We start from the raw sequence: 20,226 nt of genomic DNA on the forward strand, positions 1-20,226 counted from the left end.
GGGCTCGCGATGACGTCGGGCGACATCGCGATCGAGGGCGGTCGGGTCTGGTCGGGCCCGGGCGAGGTCCGTGAAGACGGGCTCGTCGTCATCCGCGCGGGCGTCGTGGTGTACTCCGGGCCGCGCGCGGAGGGCATCGTGCCGCCGGGGACCCCCCGGCTCGACGCTTCTGGGAGCACGGTTCTTCCGGGTCTGATCGACGCCCACGTGCACTTAACGACGAACTCCGATCACCACCGCGTCATTGCGAGCGACGTCTTCCGCGGCCAGGTGACCGAGCCCGGCAAGCTGCTTCACGGTCTGCGCAACGCCCACCGCGCGCTCGCCGCAGGATTCACGACGCTGCGGGTCATGGGCCATCGCGGCGTCGGAGAAATCGAGCTGCGCGACTTCATCGACCAGGGCCTGGCCGCCGGGCCCCGCCTTCTTGTGGCACCGTGGTGGATCACGATGACGAACGGTCACGGCGACCTCTTCTACCCGCCATACACCCGACGGCGGAAGTGGGACACGGCGGACGGCATCGAGGAGTGCCGCAAACTCGTGCGCCTGCAGGCGAAGGCGGGCGCGGACTTCATCAAGGTGATGGCGAGCGGGGGGATGTCGAAGGGCGAGCAGCCGACCTGGCCGAACTACACGGTCGCCGAGCTGGCGACCATCGTCGAGACCGCCCACGAGCTCGACCTGCGGGTGGCCGCCCACGCGCTCTCCGCCGAGGGGATCCGACGCAGCCTCGCGGCGGGCGTCGACTCCATCGAGCATGGCTCGTACCTCGATGTGGACACGGCTGCCGAGATGGCGGAGCGCGGCACGTTCCTCGTGCCGACGATGTCGTTCAACGACTGGTGTCAGCGGGAGGGTACGCGGCGCGGTCTGACGGCCCAAGGGGTCGCCGATCTCCGTGAGGCGCATGACCGAACCCTCGAGTCATTCGCACTGGCTCGCGCGGCAGGGGTCAGGGTGGTGATGGGCACGGACTCTTCAGGAACGTTATGCCCATTTGGGGCGCACGCCAGGGAGCTCGAACTGTACGTGGAGCACGGCATGTCCGTCGACGAAGCCCTTGCCACCGCCACATCGAGCGCGGCGCTGCTGCTGAACCGGCCGGCGCTCGGCTCGTTGCGGCCCGGTGCAGTGGGAGACGTCGTCGTCGTCGAGGGGAACGTGCTGTCCGACATTCGGCTCCTGTCCCAGCCATCGAACATCAGGCACGTGGTGCGAGATGGCCGCGACCTTGCGGGGTACCTGAGCGCTGCCTCGGAGGCCTTCGATCTTCAGCCGAGCGATCTGCCGACCCAGTCCAACGGGCACTGATCAACCACCGACATTGCCGGGGCCGGACCAGCCCCGCGCAGAGATCCATCAGAGAGGGAGAGAGAACTATGGCCCACATCGAGGCGGCATTCTTCGACAGGCGATTCGACGACCCGGAGTTCAGCAAGAAGATGGTCGAGGCGCTGACCCAGGCGGTCGCCTCAGTCCTCGGCGATGATGCGGGAAACGACACATCCGTCATTTTGCGCAGTGTGCAACCGTCGCACTGGGGCTACCGCGGCACTCTTCTGGGCTGAAACACCGATCCGCGGATAAGCGGCCGGACCCTAGACATCCACCTCCGGGAAACGCCGGGAGTCCACACGTAAGTCGACCGCCCGCCGGGCGGAGCAAGGAATGGAAGAAGATGTCAGAATTCAAATCTCTGGTGCATTCCGCCTGGGATGCGGCATGGAATCACGGAGACGCTGATGCTCTGGACGCGATCGTGCACCCAGAGTACGCGCTGGAGAATGCCGGGCTGCGGGACACTTCGGGGCTGCTGGAGCTGAAGGCCCAGGTCCGCGACATGCGGGCTGCGATTCCCGACTTGCGGACGACGGTGGACATGATCGTCGTCGATGCGGACGACTTCGCGATCTTCTGGTCTGCGACGGGAACCTTCGTGAACGCCTTCGGCGACGTTCCCCCGACAGGGCGGGCCCTCCGGGCCGGCGGAGCCGTGCAGGGCACATTGCGCGATGGGCGGATCATTCGCGAGCGCGTCACGTGGGATCCCAATGTCAACATGCTGTCCGACCTAGGGGCACCGGGACTAGGGTCGGCATTCGAATCCGCCGGTATCGCTGCCGGCACTGGTGAATCTGACGACGGTCCCACTTTCGACGAGCTCAAGGAGTTCAACCGAAAATTCGTGACCGGTGTGACGGTCGTGACCGTCAGTGATTCAGCAGGTCGACCGCGAGGGCTGGCCGTAAGCGCGTACATGCCGATATCACTCGATCCCCCTTTGGTGGTGGTGTGCGTACAGAAGACCTCCGCGACTTACCCCGCCCTCTTCGAAGCTCGGCACCTTGGAATCAACATCATCGCAAACTCGCAGCGCTCCGTTGTCGCTCAGTTCGCTTCGAAGGCTGACGACAAGTTCGCGGGGCTCGACTGGCACCGTGCACCGGCCGGGTCCCCGCTCATCGACGGATCATCCGCATCGATCGAGGCGGAGATTAAAGAGCGCTTCCGGGCGAAGACCCATGTCGTCATCGTCGCCCGAGTCCGCCATCTTGAGGTGTCCGACGTGGATCCCATGGTCTACAAGGCCGGAAAGTTCTACGACGGCGCATCGCTTCAGGAGGTGTGACAAGCACGCTGCCCTTGATGAGGGACCAATGGGTGGGTTGGAGCCCATAAGTGGATGCATCTAAGAGGTGAGCCGGAGGACCGGAGCGCAGCGGAGGATGAGGCTACGCCGCGAAAGCCCGGAACGAAGGGCACTGGAGCGAGCTATCCTGACCTACCAGGGAGCTCGCGGTATGGTGCCGGCGTGCGTCAGGACATCGCGATCGCACGACTCTAGAGTCGTGGCCACATCCTGCCCATATCTGAATCACTGCACGTGTCGTCGACGTGATCTGGGTGACTATCCCGCACGTCGGAATGGTGCATGAATCCGCGACCTGTGATCCAAGTGCCCTGCGGTTGCACCCGTCAGAGGGTGTTCGAATCTCTCCGTCTCCGCTCAGAACGGTCCGTTTGTACGGCGGTGTCCTGATTCAGAATCCTCACCGATGTCCTCGCAGCGTACTTGATACGGAATGGGCTCCAGCGCCGCGTAAATCACGCAGATCTGGGCCCTTTTCGTGGGAACGAGCGGGGAAAATGCTTACGGGCAATGACTGGCAATGACATCCGCACAGGCAGGGTCGGCGCAGTTGGCGCCGGTGGCGTCCCCTGGGTTGGTGTAGTTTCCCGGCTCGGGTGTCACGTCGTTGACGTGGTGAGCCATCGTGCGATGGTCAGTGAGAACTGTCTAGGAATCTCACGGAAGGACACAAACGCACGATGGCTCTTGACCAGTCTGCCCTCCTCGAGCTGCTCGGGGAACTGAAACTCACCGATGTCAACGATCGGATCCGGGTCGCGACCGAAACGCTCTACCAGGAGTTGATCGACGCGGAAGCGGCCGCGTTCATCGGCGCTGCCCCGTTCGAGCGGACACCCGCCCGGGTGACGCAACGCAACGGCACCCGTCCCCGCACGCTCACCACGACGACCGGGGATCTGGAGTTGCGGATCCCGAAGCTGCGACAGGGTTCGTTCTTCCCGTCGCTGCTGGAGCGTCGCCGCCGGGTCGATCAGGCCCTGTTCGCGGTCGTGATGGAGGCCTATGTTCACGGCGTCTCCACTCGCAAAGTCGACGATCTCGTGAAGGCGCTAGGCGCCGACACCGGGATCTCGAAGTCGGAGGTGTCGCGGATCTGCGCGAACCTTGACGAGGACGTTGCCGCGTTCCGGGACCGGCCCCTGGCCGACACGACCTACCCGTATGTGTTTCTCGACGCGACCTATTGCAAAGCCCGCGTCGGACGACGGGTCGTCTCACAAGCGGTCGTCGTCGCGATCGGGGTCGCGGCGGACGGACGCCGGGAAGTCCTCGGGTTCGAGGTCGGAGACACAGAGTCGCAACCGTTCTGGACCACGTTCCTCCGGTCCCTGAAAGCCCGCGGGCTGGACGGGGTCAAGCTCGTGATCAGCGACGCTCACACCGGCCTGATCGCCGCGGTCGACACCGTCTTTCAAGGCTCCAGCTGGCAGCGGTGTCGGGTCCACTTCATGCGGAACGTGCTCGCGAACGTTCCGAAGACCGCGGGGCCGATGGTTGCGTCGATCATCCGCACGATCTTCGCCCAACCCGACACCGAGCACGTGTTCGCCCAGTTCCACGAAGTCGTCCGGATGCTGACCCGTTCGCACCCGAAGATCGCCGGGATGCTCGAGGACGCGCAAAACGACATCCTCGCGTTCTGTCAATTTCCCGTCGCGCACTGGCGACAGATCTGGTCCACCAACCCGCTCGAACGGGTCAACAAGGAAATCAAGCGCCGCACCGACGTCGTCGGCACGTTCCCCAACCCCGCCGCGCTACTGCGCCTGGCCGGACACGTCCTCATCGAGCAGCACGACGAATGGGACGGCGCCGACCGCCGCTACTTCTCCGAGCACTCCATGAAGCTCCTGAACATCACCGAAGAGGAGGTCGCGATCCCAGAACTCACTGCGGCATAATCACAAACAACTGAACTCGCACGGTGTTGAGAAACTCCACCACTCAGCGGGACGCAACCCCGCGCTTTCGTGGCAACGGATTGGCAACAACTTCCGGACTTCGGAAGTACGGGCTCGGGAGCCCACATGAGATCTCGCGTTGAGTGACCGTGGGCGAGATGCCCACCCGCACCCGGGTGGCAGTTCGAGCGCGTGCGGTGTGAAGCATCTTCCATTCGAATGAAACCTCAGGGTACGTTAGAAGTGACCGAAGAAGGTGTTCACGACCACACGTCTTCCGTTGCTGACACCAGCATCTTCTTTCCCATTCGCCGCCGCTACCTCGTCGATCTCATCGCTCCGAAGTGAGCGAGTGTCTACGGTGCTCGATCTCGGCTCAGTCGACGGCCGTCGCGCTTCGGAGCTGCATCCACCTGCTGGCTCGGCCAACCGCCCGCAGCTTCAGGCGCAGCTTGCAGCCGAGGCCCAGGTCGCTGCGTCGCGGGCGCGCGGTGTTGCCCGACAGTGAACCGTTCGCAGTCTCGGTGCCCGAGCTGCCCGTGATCGACCGATGACTGCGTCAGGGCCGAGAATAAATGGCCCTGAAGCCGCCCGTTGATTCCCGTTCGCGCAAGCCCGGCCGCGGAGCCAGCGCTATCCGCCGTTCCGATTGAGGTTGCGACAAACATGCGATCAGTAGCTGTGCGGCCGCTTCGGCGATCGCGGTCAAATTTAGCTCAAGCGCGGTGAGCGAAGGAGCGGCTGATTGGGCGCGCGGACCGTCGAAGTTCGTCATGATCATCACATCTTCGGGGATGCGCTTACCGGCATCGAGGACGGCCCGCACCGCGCCCACCGCGAAGACATCGATAGGGGCGTATACAGCGTCCAGCAGAGGTTCTTCCGCGAGGAGTTCGGTCGTCCGACGGTAGGCGCGTTCCTCACCCGATTGCGTCGAGACCTCCACCAGGCGCAGACGCGCGTCTACCGCGCCGGCGCGATCGCGCACGAATCGTCTCAGCGTCGCGGCGAGCGAGTGCTGCTCGATCGTGGACAGCACCGCAATGTTGCGCGCGCCGCGCTCAACGAGGTGATCGATCGCAACCTCGGCCTCGGCATATCCCCGCTCCACCACGCCGTTAACGTCGACCCCGGGCACGTCGCCGATCGCCACGACCTGCATCCCGCGTGCTCGGAAACTCGCGACGAGGGGATCATTTTCTCGAGGATCGATGACAACGACGGCGTCTGCGTCGATCGCATCGAGTTCGTCGCCGTCGCGTACCGGCGGCAGCAGGAGAGTGGAGTAGCCGCGCTCCAGGAGAATCCGTGCCAACGGCATGGCGAGCGCGAAGAGGAAGCTCAGGTGCGAGTCGCCGCCCACGACCTCGTTCGACAGTGCGGTGATGAGCCCGACAGTCCTGGACGTGCCTCCGCGCAGCCTCTGCGCGCGCACGCTCGGACGGTAGTTGAGGGCATCGGCGATCGTCTTGACTCGCTCACGAGTGCGCTCATCGACGCGACCTCGTCCCGAAAGCGCGACGGAGACGGTGGTCCGTGAAACTCCAGCTGCGGCGGCGACATCGGCGATCGTCGCCCGCGTGTACTCGATTGTCATTCCCCGTGCTTTCCGCCAGGTCGGGCTGTGCGACCATCCTAGGGCGGCGGGAGTAGGCGCTCGGTGTGTGATAGACATTCTCCGCAAAGAGACGAATCGATTTGGCACATGCGACTCCCGTCGCCCCCTCTATTGGAGGACAAATGACCCACCACGCAGATCAGATCATCCAGAATGCGCACGTCATGACATTCGACGGAAGCTCTCGCGTCATCGCCGATGGTGCCGTCGCGATCAAGAACGGGGTCATCGTCGATCTCGGCACGACGAGCGATGTCAACGCTCGCTGGACCTCGCCCCATCGGATCTACGCCAGCGGCGACATTGTCTTGCCTGGGCTGACCGATGCGCATCTGCACACCGCCCAAACACTGATGCGAGGATTGCTACCGCAACTCGCGACGCGTGGCGCTCTGCGCGTGCCGACGTGGCGCGAGTACCTGGTTCCCTTCGAATCGAACCTCCGTCCCGAAGACGTCGAACTATCGGGCCTTCTGGCCTACTCATCGATGCTCCTCACCGGCACGACCGCCTTCTTCGAAGCCGGTGGACCGCACCCGGAATCGATGGCGCGAGCCGCATGGACGACCGGCATACGCGGCGCCGTCTCGCAGAACACTATGGACAGCGGCGAACGCATTCCCGCTTCCATGCGGATGACCACCGATGAGGCCATCGCGCGCAACATCGCGGTGGTCGAGTCTTTGCCGTCCGCATCGGACGGGTCGCTGCGCGTCACGGGCTGTATGTCGCTGCGGCAGATCATCACCTCGACCCCGGAACTGGTCGCCGGCATCCACCGCGAAGCGAAATCGCGCGGCGTCAAGGTCCATACGCATCTCGTCGAAGGAACCTACGAGATCGATTTCGCCCTGGAACGGTTCGGTCGGCGCCCCATAGACCACCTGATTGAGGAGGGGTTGTTCGACGACACCCTGCACGGCGCGCACTCGATCCTCGTCGACGACGACGACATCGACGCCTTCGCGCGGCACGGCGTCTCGGCCGCGCACTGCGCGAAGGGGAACTACGCCATCGGGGCGCCCCCTGCCCTTCGGATGTGGCGACGCGGGGTCGCGATCGGGCTGGGCACCGACGGGGTCGCCAGTCTGGGAACACTCGACCTCTTCCGCGTCGCGATGCTCGCACGGATCGGTCAGCAGCTCGTTGAGGCGACGCCCGTCCACAACCGCAACGGGGTGCGCGGCGAAGAGGTGCTCGCGATGGGCATCGTCGGCGGCTCGCGCGCTATGGCGCTCGAGCAGCACACGGGATCTCTGGAGATCGGGAAGCGCGCGGACCTGATCGTTCTGCGAACCGACGGCCCCGATGCCGCGGCCTATGCCTCGCCGGAGGCGTTCGTCTACGAGTGCGCCGGAGGGCGAGACGTGCGGCACGTCCTGGTCGACGGAGAGATCGTGGTGCAGGACGGCGAAATCCTGACTGTGGACGTCCGCGAGATCCGGGCTCGTGCGGCGTCGCGACAGAAGGAACTCGCCGAACTCATCGCCTGACCGCGCGCCTGTCGCCCGCAGGCCGGATCGTCACCGGTGTTCGGTCCATCCGCCGTGCGCGAATCGCAGCGGGACGGAATGACTTCGATCCGGCCTCCGTTTGTTGCGGCCGGATGACGAATCTTTTCGGGGCGTTTACGAAATGCCTCGCTGGTGCGCCCCGACCTCGCGTGGAGTGCAGAATCGATTCCGCAGGCTCTATCGAGAGGAGGCACGACATGACCGCCAGCACGAAGCCGCTCACATTCGGCGCGTTCGAGGTGATGTCACCCGCCTTCCTCTCGAATGCGTGGTCGCACCCCCTGAGCCAGACCAAGGAGTTCGCCACCCTCGCGTTCTGGCAGAAGCTGGCACGCCGCCTGGACGACGGAGGCTTCGACTACCTGTTCTTCGCCGATGCGTCGGGATACCCCATGAACTCGGCGGGCGAGGTGCCCGAGGCGGTTATCCGCGAATCCGTGCAGTTTCCCGTGCTCGATCAGATGTCCCTCGTGAGCGGCCTGGCGGCGACGGTGGATCGTCTCGGCTTCGTCCTGACGGCATCGACCACGGTGGAGCGACCGTATGTCCATGCCCGCCGCTTCACCACGCTCGATCACCTGACGAACGGACGCCTGGGCTGGAACATCGTCACGAGCGACATGCAGGAATCCTTGACGCGACTGCTCGGTGAGACCGAGGTCATGGCCCACGATCTGCGCTATGACCGCGCCGAGGAGTTCGTCGATCTGTGCCTCGAGTTGTGGGAGACAGCGTGGGACGACGACGCGATGGTTTTCGACAAGGCGAGGCGCGTGGCGATCGAGCCGTCCGCGGTGCGGCGGATCACGCACCACGGCACGTACTTCGACTTCGACGGCTACTATCCCGCCAACCCCTCACCGCAGCGCACCCCGACCCTCATGCAGGCCGGTACCTCCCCGAGAGGCCTGCGCTTCGCCGCGGACTTCGCCGAGGCCGTCTTCGTACAGAAGCGGGACATCCCGTCGGCGAAGGCCGTGGTCGCACGTGTGCGTGACGCGGCAGAGGCCGCGGGCCGGTCGCGCGACTCCGTGAAGGTCGTCAATAGCGTCTCGGTCATCGTCGGGGACACCGAAGCAGAGGCCCGGGAGCTCCGCCGGTCGCTGTCGACAGCACCCAGCACCGCCGCGATGGCGGCCCTGTATATGGGTTGGAGCGGTGTTGACCTCATGCAGTACGACCCGGAAGACACACTCGACGGCGTTCGCAGCGAAGTAGGCCAGTCGAGCGCGTTGAAGTATCAGTCGCCGGATGGGAAGAGCCCGACGGTGCGAGAGATCCTCGATGGGATCGTCGAGACGACCGGCGGATTCAAGATCACGGGAACACCGTCCCAGTGCGCTGCCGAGCTGGAAAAGATCGCGCGCGAGACCGATCTGGACGGTTACCTCATCGAGTGCACCTTCGGCGGAACCGTGTCATACGACGCATTCATCGACAAAGTCGTGCCGCTCCTGCGTGAGAACGGCATCATGCCCGCCGAACCTCGTGGCGGCACACTTCGCGAACGTCTCATCGGCACTCCCACGCCCGCACTGTCGGCGCTCCCGCGTCCCGTCCTCCATCCCTCCCAATCCATCTGACCCGAACACTGCACGTCCAATCACCTCCACCAGAAGGAGCACCGAGATGTCCACTCGCGTTTCCCGTTCTTTGTCCGCCCGCCGATTCGCCGCACTCGCGGCGGTGACCGGAATATCCCTCACCCTCGCAGCCTGCGCGGGGGGCTCCGAGCCCGCATCCGTCCCGTCCGCCGACGGAGCGCCGGCAGATCTGGGTGCAGCAGCCATTCAATTCGGATGGCTTCCGAACATCGAGAACGGCGCCATCATCGCTGCCGTTGAGGAGGGGTACTACGACGACCTCGGCCTCGACGTCGAGATCCTTCCCGGCGGACCGGAAGTCGCCGTCGACGCACAGATCGTCAGCGGCGGTGCGCTCGTCGGGCTCATGACGACCGAATCGCTCGCGAATTCCGTACTGAGTGGCGCACCGCTCGTCGGCGTCGCTGCCGTCTACCAGTACTCCTCCAACGCGATCGTCTCGCTCGCGGACTCGGGCATCGAAGAACCCATGGATCTGGAGGGCGCGACGATCGGACTGAGCGCGAACGACCGCACCACCCTGCCGTTCCTCGAGTGGCGCGGACTCGACATGGACACGATCACGACCGTACCGGTCGACGGCTCACCCACGCCCCTTGCCTCAGGTGAGGTCGACGCGATCGTAAGTCCGATCGGCAACGTGCCGGTCGTCCTGGCCGCGCAGGGAATCGAGACCAGCGTCATCCCGGTCGCCGACCACGGCTACAACCGATGGAGCTCGATCCTGACGGTGCGCCAGGATTCGCTGGAAGATCCCGAGAAGCTGGCGCAGATCCGCGCGATCATCGAAGGCACACTCGTGGGCGTCGAAGTCCTCCTGGAAGACCCCGCGGCCGTCGGCGAGATCACCTACGAGGCATACGGCGAGCAGCTGGGGCTCGAGCTCGAGACCCAGGTCGAGGGCGCCGTAGTGTGGGCCGACTTGATCGAACGTGGACGGGAGCGCTCTGGTGGCGCGCTGCTGGAGGTCACCGAGTCCGGCATCGAAGAGACGCAGTCGCTCTTCGACAACATCCTGGTCATCGACCTCGATGCGAACGACATCTTCGACCTGACCGTAGCCGAAGGCATCCTTTGATGACGGATGCCTCGGCATCGGCCCTCGGCGCCGAGGCGGGCTCGATTCGAGCCGGCCTCGGCGCGGAGGAAGTCGTCAAGACGTTCAAGACCAGCCAAGGTCCGGTCACGGCGCTCGATGGCGTCTCGTTCGACACGGACCGAGGATCATTCACGGCACTGATCGGGCCGTCGGGATGCGGCAAGTCGACCCTGTTAAGGATGTTCGCGGGACTCGACAGCCCCACGTCTGGGCAGGTGTCGCTCCTCGGCCAGTCGGCCACCGACGTCCAGCAGGCGCATCACATCGGTGTCGCGTTCCAGGACTCCGCACTTCTGCCCTGGCGTTCGGTCGAGGCCAATATCGCTCTCCCGCTACAGGTCGCGGGGCGACGGGTCCAGAAGAAAGCGATCGCGGACCTGATCGCGCTCACCGGCCTGGCGGGCTTCGAGAAGGCACGACCCGCGCAGCTCTCGGGCGGTATGCGGCAGCGCGTGGCGATCGCGCGTGCGCTCGTCCTCGAGCCCACAGTGCTTCTCCTGGATGAGCCGTTCGGTGCACTGGACGACATGACGCGTCACACCATGAACACCGAACTGCAGCGCATCTGGACGGAAAGACCGACGACCACCCTCCTGGTCACGCACTCTCTCGCAGAGGCCGTGTTCCTCAGCGATCACATCTTCGTGATGGCGGCCCGTCCGGGTCGGATCGTCGCCCGCGTCGATGTCGGGCTGGAGCGGCCCCGCACGACAGAAGCGCGCACCAGCCCGGAGTTTCACGCGTACGCGGATCAGCTGTCTCAGCTGCTGTTCGAAGCGAAGCGCACGTGATGGCGACAACCCATATCACCGAGGCCCCCCGCGCGTCACGCAGACCAATCGAACCCCGCAGTTTCGTCCTGCCCGCGACGATCATCGTCGGGTTGTTCGCCGCGTGGATCCTGGTGGCCTGGGCGTTCTCCGGTCGGCACGTGATCCCCTTCCCCTGGGAGCTCGGAGCGCAGCTGGCGGCTGACGCAGAACTCATCGGAAGGAATGCGCTCTTCACGCTCAACAACGCGGCGTTGGGGTTGATGTGGTCGATCATCGTGATCATTCCGCTCGCGGCGATCTGCTTCCTACTGCCGATCAGCCAGCCCGTGGTGATGATCGTCGCGATCGTCCTCAATGTGATTCCGACCGTCGCGATCGCACCGATCCTGATCGCGGCTCTGCAGCCCGAGATGGCACGTGTCGTCGTCACCGCGCTCTTCGTCTATTTCCCCCTGCTCATCGGAGTGCTCCTCGGATTTCGCTCCGTCGACGACCGCAGCCTCGACGTCATCACGGCGAGCGGAGGACGCGAGTGGGCACGACTGCGATTCCTGCGCCTGTGGTCGGCGCTGCCGAGCATCGTCGCCGCTCTGCAGATCGCCGTCCCCGCGGCGGTGCTCGGCGCGCTGATCGCCGAGTTCTTCGGTTCGGCGGAGGGACTGGGTGCGCTCCTCATCTCGGCTCAAGAGATGATGCTGGTGAACCGTGTCTGGGCTATCGGGATCTTCGCGGGCGTCATCGCCGCCCTGGGTTTCGGTCTCGTCGCACTCCTGGCGCGGGTCGTCGTACCGTGGGCGGGTCGCGGAACGTCGGTCGGCACCTCGGTTGCGGGCGCCCAATCGACTCCGCTGGCCTCGTGGTCCGCGATCGGCTCCGCTCTCATCGCGTTGGTCGTCATCATCGCCTTCTGGTACTCACTGCGGTTCGCTTTCGGCCTCGACGAGTACTTTGTCAAGCTGCCGCATGAGCTCCTCGTGTACGCATTCACGGGCGACGCCCTGCGCGGCCTGGGCCCGGAGGCGTTCTGGGGCGTCTTCCTCGTGGCGCTGGGCGAAACCGTAATCGATGCTTCCACCGGCTTCATCGTGGGAATCGTTCTGGCCATAGCGGGCGCGCTCGCGCTGGTGGCGGTGCCCGGACTCAGCCGGGTTGCGCTACCGCTCGCGATCGTCCTCAGGTCGCTCCCGATCCTCGCGATGCTGCCGATCGTCGTGATCGTGTTCGGGCGCGGCATCCTGACGGTAACCATCGTCGTCGTCCTCGTGAGCTTCTTCCCCACCCTCGTGAACGTGATGACGGGGCTGCGCGCCGCGCCCGACGGCGCGATCGATGTGGTCAGGGCGAGCGGCGGCTCGAGTTTCGATGCGGCGCGGCGGGTGCGCTTACTGTACGCCGTCCCCTCGATCATCGCGTCGACGCAAATTGCGGTGCCCGCTGCGATCGCGGGCGCGACGCTCGCCGAGTGGCTCGCCACCGGCAATGGCGTCGGATATCTGCTCACCCTGTCGTCGGCACGCGCCGAATACCTGCAGCTGTGGGCGGCGAGCATCGCCTTGGTGATCGTCGTCCTTGTCGTCTACCTGCTTCTCGGCATCGTAAGCGGCTGGGTCACGCGTCGACTCGGAATCTCCGGCTGACCGCACGCACCCGCCTCGAAGCACCGCTCGCGGCATCTCTGCATGTCATCGCGGCATCTCTGTCTGTGAAAGGAACCCCATGAAGCGAATCGGCCTCGGCGTCTTCGAGTCCGCGCGAGCGGCGAACGGAAACAAGTTCGCTCTTCGGCATCCCGAGAGCCGCCACCACGAGTACACCGACCTCGCCTTCTGGGTCGAGATGGCGCAACTGCTCGACGCGGCGGACTTCGACTACCTGTTCTTCGCGGACGGCTACGGGTACCCGATCGACGCGGATGGCGACGTTCTGCCCGCAGCCGTCGAGGGTGGCAGCTTCTCCGGGGTGGAGTCGGTGACCCTGATCCCGGCCCTCGCGTACGCGACGCAGCGGCTCGGTCTCGTCTTCACTAGTCCGACCGGTCTCGATCACCCCGTGCACACGGCGAGACGCCTGGCCTCGCTCGACCATCTGACGAAGGGAAGGCTCGGGTGGAACGTCGTCACCGGCTCCTCGCAGGACGCGATCGCGCTCCTCTTCGGCCACGAGCAGATGCGCGCCCACGACGACAGGTATGCGCGGGCACGGGAGTATCTCGAGATGGTGCTCGCGTTGTGGGAGGGATCATGGGAGGACGATGGCGTCGTTGTGGACCGGGATCGCGGTGTCTATGCCGACCCGTCAAAGATCCACCGTCTGGACCTGAGTGGCGAGTTCTACAGCACGTCCGGCTATCTCACCGTCGAGCCTTCGCCTCAGCGCACGCCTGTCCTGTTCCAGGCTGGCACCTCGGAGGTGGGCAAGGACTTCGCAGCGCGATACGCGGAGTGCGTCTTCGTCAAGTCCGAGAGCCTGGAACGCACGGCTGAGAGCGTCGCTGACATCCGGCGCCGAGCGGTCGCGTATGGACGGGATGCGAACGACATCACGATGTTCTGCAGCGTCAGCATCATCGCGGGCCCGGACCGCGACGAGGCTCACGCATGGCGCAGGAGCATAATCGATCTGCAGACGGACGAGGGTGCGGCAAGTCAGTTCCGCGCCCTCGCTGGCATCGACCTGATGTCGCTCGACGCGACCCTGCCCCTCAGCCAGCGCGGCACGGATCTCGGCGAGATGAACCAGAGCGACGTGCGCAAGTACCTCCCTCGGCCGGGCGAGCGCGCGATGACCGTGCGTGAGATCCTCGACGACCTCAAGGGTGCGAAACTCGGCGACTGGACCATCACAGGGGGCGGCGAAGAGGTCGTCGACGCCATGACGCGCATCGTCGAGGCGACCGACATCGACGGCTTCATGCTGCAACCGGCACTGGACATCGCCGAGCTGCAGCGCTTCGTCACCCACGTCCTGCCCGTCATGCAAGAGCGTGGCCTCCGCGTCCCCGCCTCGTCCGCGGGCGACACCTTCCGCGGGCGGCTGAGCGGACATCCTCGCCTGAGCGATACGCATCCGGGCGCTGCCAACCGTGGGGTCGCCGCCTCCTGACTCCTCCCCGTGGTTCCGGCTAATGGCCAGCTGCCGCCGTCTCGACTCGGAACGGGGCGCCCATGTGGTCGTCCGAGATTCGAGGACCGGCTTCGAGCATCCTCTCTCGTAGAGAGGCAGCCTCCAACGGGAATTGCGGAAGGCGTCCCCGGCGTCGCAACTCCGGCATGACGAACTCAGCGAAAGCGTCGACCTCTTGCAGCCCGAACACGGGACGGATGAGAACCCCATCGAGGTCGGTACGGTCGATCAGCTCCTCAATCCGGTCGGCGATGTCGGCGGGGTCCCCCGCCATCCCGAAGCCCGGGTTCTTCAGCTCGACGAGGATCTCCCGCACCGTCGGTCCCGACTCGCCGTCCCGCGGGAGAAAGCGATCGACGTTCGTCTGGCCGAGCTCGGTCTTCAGCAGCTCGGCCGGCACCTGCGTGAGGGGTTGGTCGGGGTCGAGACCGAGAAGGTCGATGCCCGTGCGGTGCTTGTACACCGTGGCGACATCCTCGTCAGATGTCAGCGCCTCGTAGTCGGAGCGCAGACGGAGCGCCTCCTCGCGGGTGGGAGCGACATTGACGGTGATCCCGACGACGATCTTGATCCGCGCGGGGTCGCGGCCGGCGGCGTCGGCGCGCGCTCGGATGTCGGCTACCGCCTCGGTGACCTGCTCCGCCGACATCGCCTGAACGAGCACGCATTCGGCATACCCCGCGGCGAAAGCCTTGCCCGCGGGCGAGGTACCGGCTTGGAAGAGGAGCGGCGTCCGCTGCGGCGTCGGCGCGACGGAGAGGTACCCCGAGGACCGGTAGAACGTGCCTTCGTGTTCGACGCGGTGCAACTTGGCGGGATCCGCGTGCATCCCGCTCTCGCGGTCTTCGACCACCGCTCCGTCTTCCCAGCACCCCTCCCAATACTTCAGTGCGAGATCCACGTACTCCCGGGCACGCCGATACCTCTCGTCGTGCGGCACCATCACGGCGTCACCGAAGAGAGAGGCGACCGAGTCCTGCGCGGCCCCCGTCACGATGTTCCAGGCGATCCGTCCGTGCGTGAGCTGATCCAGCGCCGCGAAGCGGCGGGCCGTCTGGATCGGGTGGTCTCTTCCGGTCGGATACGTCACCACGAAGCCGAGGTCACGCGTCGCGTGCGCAAGCGCCGGGATCATAAGCATCGCATCGCTTCCGGCGAAGCCCTGCTTGACCGCGGCGTCCGAGAGCTTGCCGTCGACGGTGGTGAATCCATAGCCGTCTGCGAACAAGAGAAAATCGAAGCCGGCCGCATCCATCTTCTGGGCGTACTCGATCCAGTAGTCGAGCTCGCCGTAGCGGTGGGACGTCGCGCGCGGATGCGCCCACGTGGGTTTCGGTGTTGCGAACTCGAAAACGCCCAGCTTGATCTGCTTCACGTGTGCCTCCTTCGTTGGACGTTCGTCATGCGCCGGAGCGGAGCACGTCGCGGATATGCTGCAGGCATCGCGTGAAAGGACCGAGGTCGTCCCACGGCACCCATTGGGCCGCGCGAATCAGGGCCCCTTCGCGCAGGAGGATGCCGCCTTCCAGCATGAGGTTGTCGGACATTCCGTGGTCCTCGACCATCTGCCCGTCTGTCATCCGGAGGATGCCCTCTTCGTCGCGAGCCGTCCCGCCGTCGTACGCCGCCACGCGCTCCGAGTAGTCGCGAGGTTCGTGGGTATAGCCGAAAACGAGTTTGCCCTGAGCCGCCATATAGCCGAGTTCGTAGACTGTGCCGACGTCGGCGCTGATGCCGCGGAAGGGTGTGAGGTTGGCGATGCAGATCTCCGCCTCGTCCATCCGCCGCTCGTTGCGACGACTGATCCCGATTCCTCGCCCGAGGGGCGTCGCCGCATCCCCAGGGCTCAGGTCGGCGTGCAGGGGCGACGGCTCGAAGCCCACGCTCGCACTCAGCGCACGTTTGCGCTCGATCAGTTCGCGAGCCTGCGGCAGAAACACCTCGGGCCCAGCCAGATACACGCGGCGCGATCTCACGTGCCATTCCTTCCGCTCCCACGCTCCGCGTGGATACACTTGTGACGAATCGATTCCGCACCCAGTATCTTCCGGGGATACGGTCTCGGCACACACCGAAACGAAGTCTTAACGAGTTGTTGACAGACCCGGCCTCCGGGCGACCGACGAGAGGCAGATCCGTGCAATCCATCACCCCCTCGACCGAACCTGACGACCGCCTCTTCGTCATCGACTGCGATACCGGGATCGACGACGCCCTGGCGCTCGGCTATATGCTCGCGCGCCACGGGGACCGGCTCGTCGCGGTCACAACGGTCTTCGGCAACGTCTCCGTTGCACAGGCGACGATCAATACGCTCGATCTGCTTGCTGTCGCGGGTCGACCGGATATCTCGGTTCACACGGGTGCGGCGACGTCGCTGGACGGGGCCTTCGCGGGGACCGCCCACCGCGTCCACGGGACGAACGGCTTCGGCGGCGTCGCGCTCCCCACATCCGCGCGACAGCCATCAGCCGAGTCCGCGCCGGCGGCGATCGTCCGTCTCGCCCACGAATACTCGGGTCGACTGGTGATCATCGCCGTCGGGCCACCCACGAATCTTGCGATCGCACTCTCGATGGACCCGTCGATCGCGACGTTGATCGATGAGGTCGTCGTCATGGGAGGTGCTGTGCAACACGCCGGGAACGCCACCCCGGTCGCCGAGGCGAATATCTGGCACGACCCGGAAGCGGCGCAGCGGGTCTTCGCCTCTGCCATGCGCGTACGCATGGTGCCGCTCGACGCAACGATGCGCCAGCGCCTAACCGCCGCGGACGCTGCCCAGCTTCAGGCCTCCTCCAGCACGACCGCGAGACTGATCGGTGAAGCGCTGGTTCACTATCTCGGGTTCTACGAGGACGTCTTCGGTTTACAGGAATGCGCCCTGCACGACCCTCTCGCTGTCGCGGTCGCCGTCGGCGACGAATCCGTCCTACACGAGGCCCGTTCGCCCATCACGGTCGAACTGGCCAACGGGCCATCGCGCGGCGCCACCATCGTCGATCTGAGACGGGCCTACCACGGGCCGGTCGCCGTCGAAGGCGCGCGGAATCGAGTCGTCCTACGCACCGAGGACGATTTCGGGTCACGCCTCGTTGCAGCGCTGCACACCCTGCCCTGAGCTCGGGCACGGTCCCTGGCGCCTGGGCGCCGTCCGACACATCATCCGTTGAACCCGTCCTGAACGGTTTGTCTCATCCACCTTGCTCGCTACCGCTGCCACCTACGATCCAGTGAGTGTGTCGGGCCGAGCGGTCTGGTATTCCTATTGAATGTCGTGGGTCCAGCAATTGATACAGGTGTCCTCATCGTGATGCTGATCAGGTGGGACTGCTGCACGGATAGGTGACAGGTTGTAGTCACGCCGCCAGTGCGGCGGTCGTGTTCATGATGGTCTCGAACTCGATGGGCGTCAAACGGCCCAGGCGCCGTTGGCGTCGGCGTCGGTGGTAGGTCCGCTCGATCCAGGTCACCAGTGCGATGCGCAGTTGCTCACGCGTGGTCCAGGAGTGTCGGTCGAGGACGTTCTTCTGGAGCAGGGCGAAGAAGCTTTCCATGGCCGCGTTGTCTCCGCTTGAGCCGACTCTGCCCATCGATCCGACCATGCGGTGTCGGGTCAGGGCGCGCAGGAATTTCCTGCTGCGAAATTGGCTGCCGCGGTCGCTGTGAACCACGCAGCCGGCGACGTCGCCGCGCATGGCGACAGCGTTCTCGAGCGCTTGGACGGCCAGACGAGACTTCATTCTCGAATCGATCGAGTACCCCACGATCCGGCCGGAGAACACGTCCTTGATCGCGCAACAGTAGAGCTTGCCTTCCGCGGTCTTGTGCTCCGTGATGTCCACCAACCAGAGCTCGTTCGGCGCCTCGGCCGCGAACACATGTCGCGTTCTGCCGTCCTCGTCGATGACGGCGCAGAGATCGTCGTGGACCGGCGGGCCTGGCTTCTTGCCATTGCGGCCCCGCTTCTTCCCGAACGCGGACCACCAGCCATTGCTCGATGCGATCCGCCATGCGGTCCGATCGGCCATCGCTTCACCCGCCTCCGCTGCCTCGTCGGCGAGCAGCCGGTGACCGAACTCCGGGTCATCCTTGTGCGCGTCGAACAACGCGTTCGCACGATACGCCTCCACCACCTCACTGGGCGTGATGGGAGCGGCCAGCCACCGGTAGTAGGGCTGACGAGAGAGCTTCAAAACCCGACACGTCACCGTCACAGGGATCCCTGCAGCGGCGAGCTCCGTCACGAGCGGGTAGAGCCTTTTCCCGGCAGGTTCGCCTGCGACAGATACGCCGCCGCCCGCCGGAGTACTTCGTTCTCCTGCTCGAGTAGCCGGTTCCGCTTCCGCAGTTCACGGATCTCCGCCGCCTCGGTCCGGGACTGGCCGGGCTTGGCGCCCTCGTCGACCGCGGCGCGGCCGAGCCACTTCTGCAACGTCATCGGGTGGACGCCGAAGTCTTTCGCGATCTGCTCGATCGTGACTCCGGACTCGCGGTTCCTCGCGACGCGGACCACGTCGTCACGGAACTCGGTGGGATAGGGCTTTGGCACGATGCCATCCTTCCAGGCCACCCTCCCGGGCAAGCCAGATCAGATGTCACCTATCCGTGCAGCAGTCCCCAGGACCATTGGAGCGGCTTTCAACCTGACCAGATCAACCGGCTCATCAAACGGCTCGCCTGAAACCCAGCGATGGGCCCCGCAGGCAGAATGTCTGGCGGGGCCCATCGCTGGGTCTAGAGCGGCTCGGATCGGTCTGACAGGCGCTGCACGCTGGGCGAAGTTTTCGCGGTCAGGCGAGTTCGCGTTGCTCTGCACCGAACAGCCCGGTGCCGCTTCCTCGCCGGGCTGAGCGGATGGTGAGCCAGAGGAGGACACCGCCGGCAGTCGCGGCGACGATTCCGGCGAGCAGGCCGAGGTAGAGCGGAATTGCGCCGACGAACCCGGCGGCGAATCCGACGGTGAGGGCCCAGTCTTTGGACATCCCACCGCGCTGGAAGCTCGGCGCGGCTGCTACGGCGACGGCGATACCGATGAAGGCTGCGCTGAGAGCGCCGATCGCCCATAGGCTCCCGACGCTCGGAATGATTCCGGTGCCGTCGCGAAGAATGGCGATGTTCATGGTCGTGAGGAGTGCCAGGGCGGCAAACGCAGAGGCGAGTGCAGGAACAACCGTCTGGACGCTCCACCGTCCGTCGTGGGAGGCGCGGAGGCTCCATAGGGAGAGGCTTAGCAACAGCGGGCCGGCGAAGAGCCACAAGGGGTTGCCGATGGCGTTGTTGCCTCCGAGCGCGAGAATGTACCCGACCACGATGGCGGCGGTACCGAGTGCAGCAGTGACGATGGGAAGGGTATGGCGGGTGCGTTCGAAGAGTCCCTCCGCGCGCATGGCCGCTTGATCCTCGGGGCTGAGTTTGGCTGCGTCGCCGACTTCCTCGGCGCGGTCCATATGGAGACCGATCAGTGCGTCCCCGTGCTGCTGACGCCAGTGCCGCGGGTACCACCGCAGCATCCGTTCGACATCCTGCTCGAGAGTGGTCATGCGGTGGCCGCCTTCCCGGTTGCGTTTCGGAGTCGTTCGTGCGCGAGGCGCGCCTGCGACTCCAGCTGGTCGGCGCGTGCTTCCAAGGTCTGCGCCCCCGTGGGGGAGAGGACGTAGTAGCGGCGGGTGCGGCTCTGGACGACTTCCTCGCCGTCGGGGGTGATCCACCCCTTGCTGACCATGACCTCGAGTGCCGCGTACACGGTGGCGACAGGCAAGGACTTCTCGAGCTGCTCCTCTGCGTCGCGCAGCAGACCATAGCCATGGCGGCGGCCTGCTGCCAACGAGGACAGGACCGCGAACTGCAGATCGGTAACGCTCATGCATTCATATTAGCAGTTTATATTCTGATGGCTCGGAATATCTGGAAAAGCAGAGTTCTAGTTGATTAGAGT

General features: G+C 65.3%; 17 protein-coding genes. 11 read left to right on the forward strand and 6 right to left on the reverse strand.

Going from position 1 to position 20,226, the window contains the following annotated elements; all coding sequences use genetic code 11:
- The first annotated feature begins 9 nt into the window (after positions 1 to 9).
- The 4 genes from ACT9TC_RS10545 to ACT9TC_RS10560 all read left to right on the forward strand — a co-directional run bounded on the left by ACT9TC_RS10545 (position 10) and on the right by ACT9TC_RS10560 (position 4,557).
- Positions 10 to 1,314, forward strand: a complete 1,305-nt coding sequence (locus ACT9TC_RS10545) for an amidohydrolase family protein (protein ID WP_458040468.1) — start codon at positions 10 to 12, stop codon at positions 1,312 to 1,314.
- A gap of 68 nt (positions 1,315 to 1,382) precedes the next feature.
- Positions 1,383 to 1,571 carry a tautomerase family protein gene (locus tag ACT9TC_RS10550; protein ID WP_458040469.1) on the forward strand — a complete coding sequence of 63 codons (189 nt, stop codon included), beginning with the start codon at positions 1,383 to 1,385 and terminating at the stop codon, positions 1,569 to 1,571.
- Positions 1,572 to 1,681: 110 nt separating this feature from the next.
- Entirely contained in the window at positions 1,682 to 2,632 is a 951-nt protein-coding gene (locus ACT9TC_RS10555; RefSeq protein ID WP_458040470.1) for a flavin reductase, read from the forward strand.
- 701 nt (positions 2,633 to 3,333) lie between these two features.
- Positions 3,334 to 4,557 (forward strand): IS256 family transposase, encoded by a 1,224-nt coding sequence (locus tag ACT9TC_RS10560; protein WP_458040471.1) that lies wholly within the window; start codon positions 3,334 to 3,336, stop codon positions 4,555 to 4,557.
- 559 nt (positions 4,558 to 5,116) lie between these two features.
- Here the strand turns inward: ACT9TC_RS10560 and ACT9TC_RS10565 are convergent.
- Complete coding sequence (locus ACT9TC_RS10565) at positions 5,117 to 6,154, reverse strand: substrate-binding domain-containing protein (protein ID WP_458040472.1); 1,038 nt, start codon at positions 6,152 to 6,154, stop codon at positions 5,117 to 5,119.
- 185 nt (positions 6,155 to 6,339) lie between these two features.
- On the opposite strand from ACT9TC_RS10565, the gene ACT9TC_RS10570 reads away from it, so the two are divergent.
- From ACT9TC_RS10570 to ACT9TC_RS10595, 6 genes are all read left to right on the forward strand, one after another.
- Complete coding sequence (locus tag ACT9TC_RS10570; RefSeq protein WP_458040473.1) at positions 6,340 to 7,668, forward strand: amidohydrolase family protein; 1,329 nt, start codon at positions 6,340 to 6,342, stop codon at positions 7,666 to 7,668.
- A 218-nt stretch (positions 7,669 to 7,886) separates the two neighbouring features.
- Entirely contained in the window at positions 7,887 to 9,272 is a 1,386-nt protein-coding gene (locus ACT9TC_RS10575) for an NtaA/DmoA family FMN-dependent monooxygenase (RefSeq protein WP_458040474.1), read from the forward strand.
- A 46-nt stretch (positions 9,273 to 9,318) separates the two neighbouring features.
- Positions 9,319 to 10,371, forward strand: coding sequence for an ABC transporter substrate-binding protein (locus tag ACT9TC_RS10580; RefSeq protein WP_458040475.1), 1,053 nt, complete (start codon positions 9,319 to 9,321; stop codon positions 10,369 to 10,371).
- Positions 10,371 to 11,183, forward strand: coding sequence for an ABC transporter ATP-binding protein (locus tag ACT9TC_RS10585; RefSeq protein ID WP_458040476.1), 813 nt, complete (start codon positions 10,371 to 10,373; stop codon positions 11,181 to 11,183). Before ACT9TC_RS10580 ends, ACT9TC_RS10585 begins: the two co-directional genes overlap by 1 nt.
- Positions 11,183 to 12,802: an ABC transporter permease gene (locus ACT9TC_RS10590; RefSeq protein ID WP_458040477.1), complete on the forward strand. Its 1,620-nt coding sequence runs from the start codon at positions 11,183 to 11,185 to the stop codon at positions 12,800 to 12,802. The genes ACT9TC_RS10585 and ACT9TC_RS10590 overlap by 1 nt, the downstream gene beginning before the upstream one ends.
- Before the next feature lie 79 nt (positions 12,803 to 12,881).
- The gene (locus ACT9TC_RS10595; protein ID WP_458040478.1) at positions 12,882 to 14,267 is read left to right on the forward strand and encodes an NtaA/DmoA family FMN-dependent monooxygenase; all 1,386 of its coding nucleotides are present in this window, start codon (positions 12,882 to 12,884) and stop codon (positions 14,265 to 14,267) included.
- A gap of 19 nt (positions 14,268 to 14,286) precedes the next feature.
- Here the strand turns inward: ACT9TC_RS10595 and ACT9TC_RS10600 are convergent, their stop codons facing one another.
- Both ACT9TC_RS10600 and ACT9TC_RS10605 read right to left on the reverse strand, forming a co-directional pair.
- Positions 14,287 to 15,663, reverse strand: coding sequence for an NtaA/DmoA family FMN-dependent monooxygenase (locus ACT9TC_RS10600; RefSeq protein ID WP_458040479.1), 1,377 nt, complete (start codon positions 15,661 to 15,663; stop codon positions 14,287 to 14,289).
- A 25-nt stretch (positions 15,664 to 15,688) separates the two neighbouring features.
- A complete protein-coding gene (locus ACT9TC_RS10605; protein ID WP_292814153.1) occupies positions 15,689 to 16,264 on the reverse strand; it encodes a nucleoside 2-deoxyribosyltransferase in 576 nt (191 codons plus the stop codon).
- A 161-nt stretch (positions 16,265 to 16,425) separates the two neighbouring features.
- On the opposite strand from ACT9TC_RS10605, the gene ACT9TC_RS10610 reads away from it, so the two are divergent.
- The gene (locus ACT9TC_RS10610; protein WP_458040480.1) at positions 16,426 to 17,409 is read left to right on the forward strand and encodes a nucleoside hydrolase; all 984 of its coding nucleotides are present in this window, start codon (positions 16,426 to 16,428) and stop codon (positions 17,407 to 17,409) included.
- Between the two features lie 238 nt (positions 17,410 to 17,647).
- On the opposite strand, the gene ACT9TC_RS10615 is transcribed toward ACT9TC_RS10610, so the two are convergent.
- From ACT9TC_RS10615 to ACT9TC_RS10625, 3 genes are all read right to left on the reverse strand, one after another.
- Positions 17,648 to 18,840 (reverse strand): IS3 family transposase gene (locus ACT9TC_RS10615; RefSeq protein WP_458040481.1). Its coding sequence is split into 2 segments (ribosomal slippage): positions 17,648 to 18,553 and positions 18,556 to 18,840, totalling 1,191 coding nucleotides; the frame shifts between segments, so codons are not numbered across the junction.
- 241 nt (positions 18,841 to 19,081) lie between these two features.
- Positions 19,082 to 19,831, reverse strand: coding sequence for a hypothetical protein (locus tag ACT9TC_RS10620; protein ID WP_458040482.1), 750 nt, complete (start codon positions 19,829 to 19,831; stop codon positions 19,082 to 19,084).
- On the reverse strand, positions 19,828 to 20,154 hold the full coding sequence (locus ACT9TC_RS10625) for a PadR family transcriptional regulator (RefSeq protein WP_458040483.1): 327 nt from the start codon (positions 20,152 to 20,154) through the stop codon (positions 19,828 to 19,830). Before ACT9TC_RS10625 ends, ACT9TC_RS10620 begins: the two co-directional genes overlap by 4 nt.
- Positions 20,155 to 20,226 lie beyond the last annotated feature (72 nt).

This window comes from Microbacterium sp. HM-570, assembly GCF_054165885.1.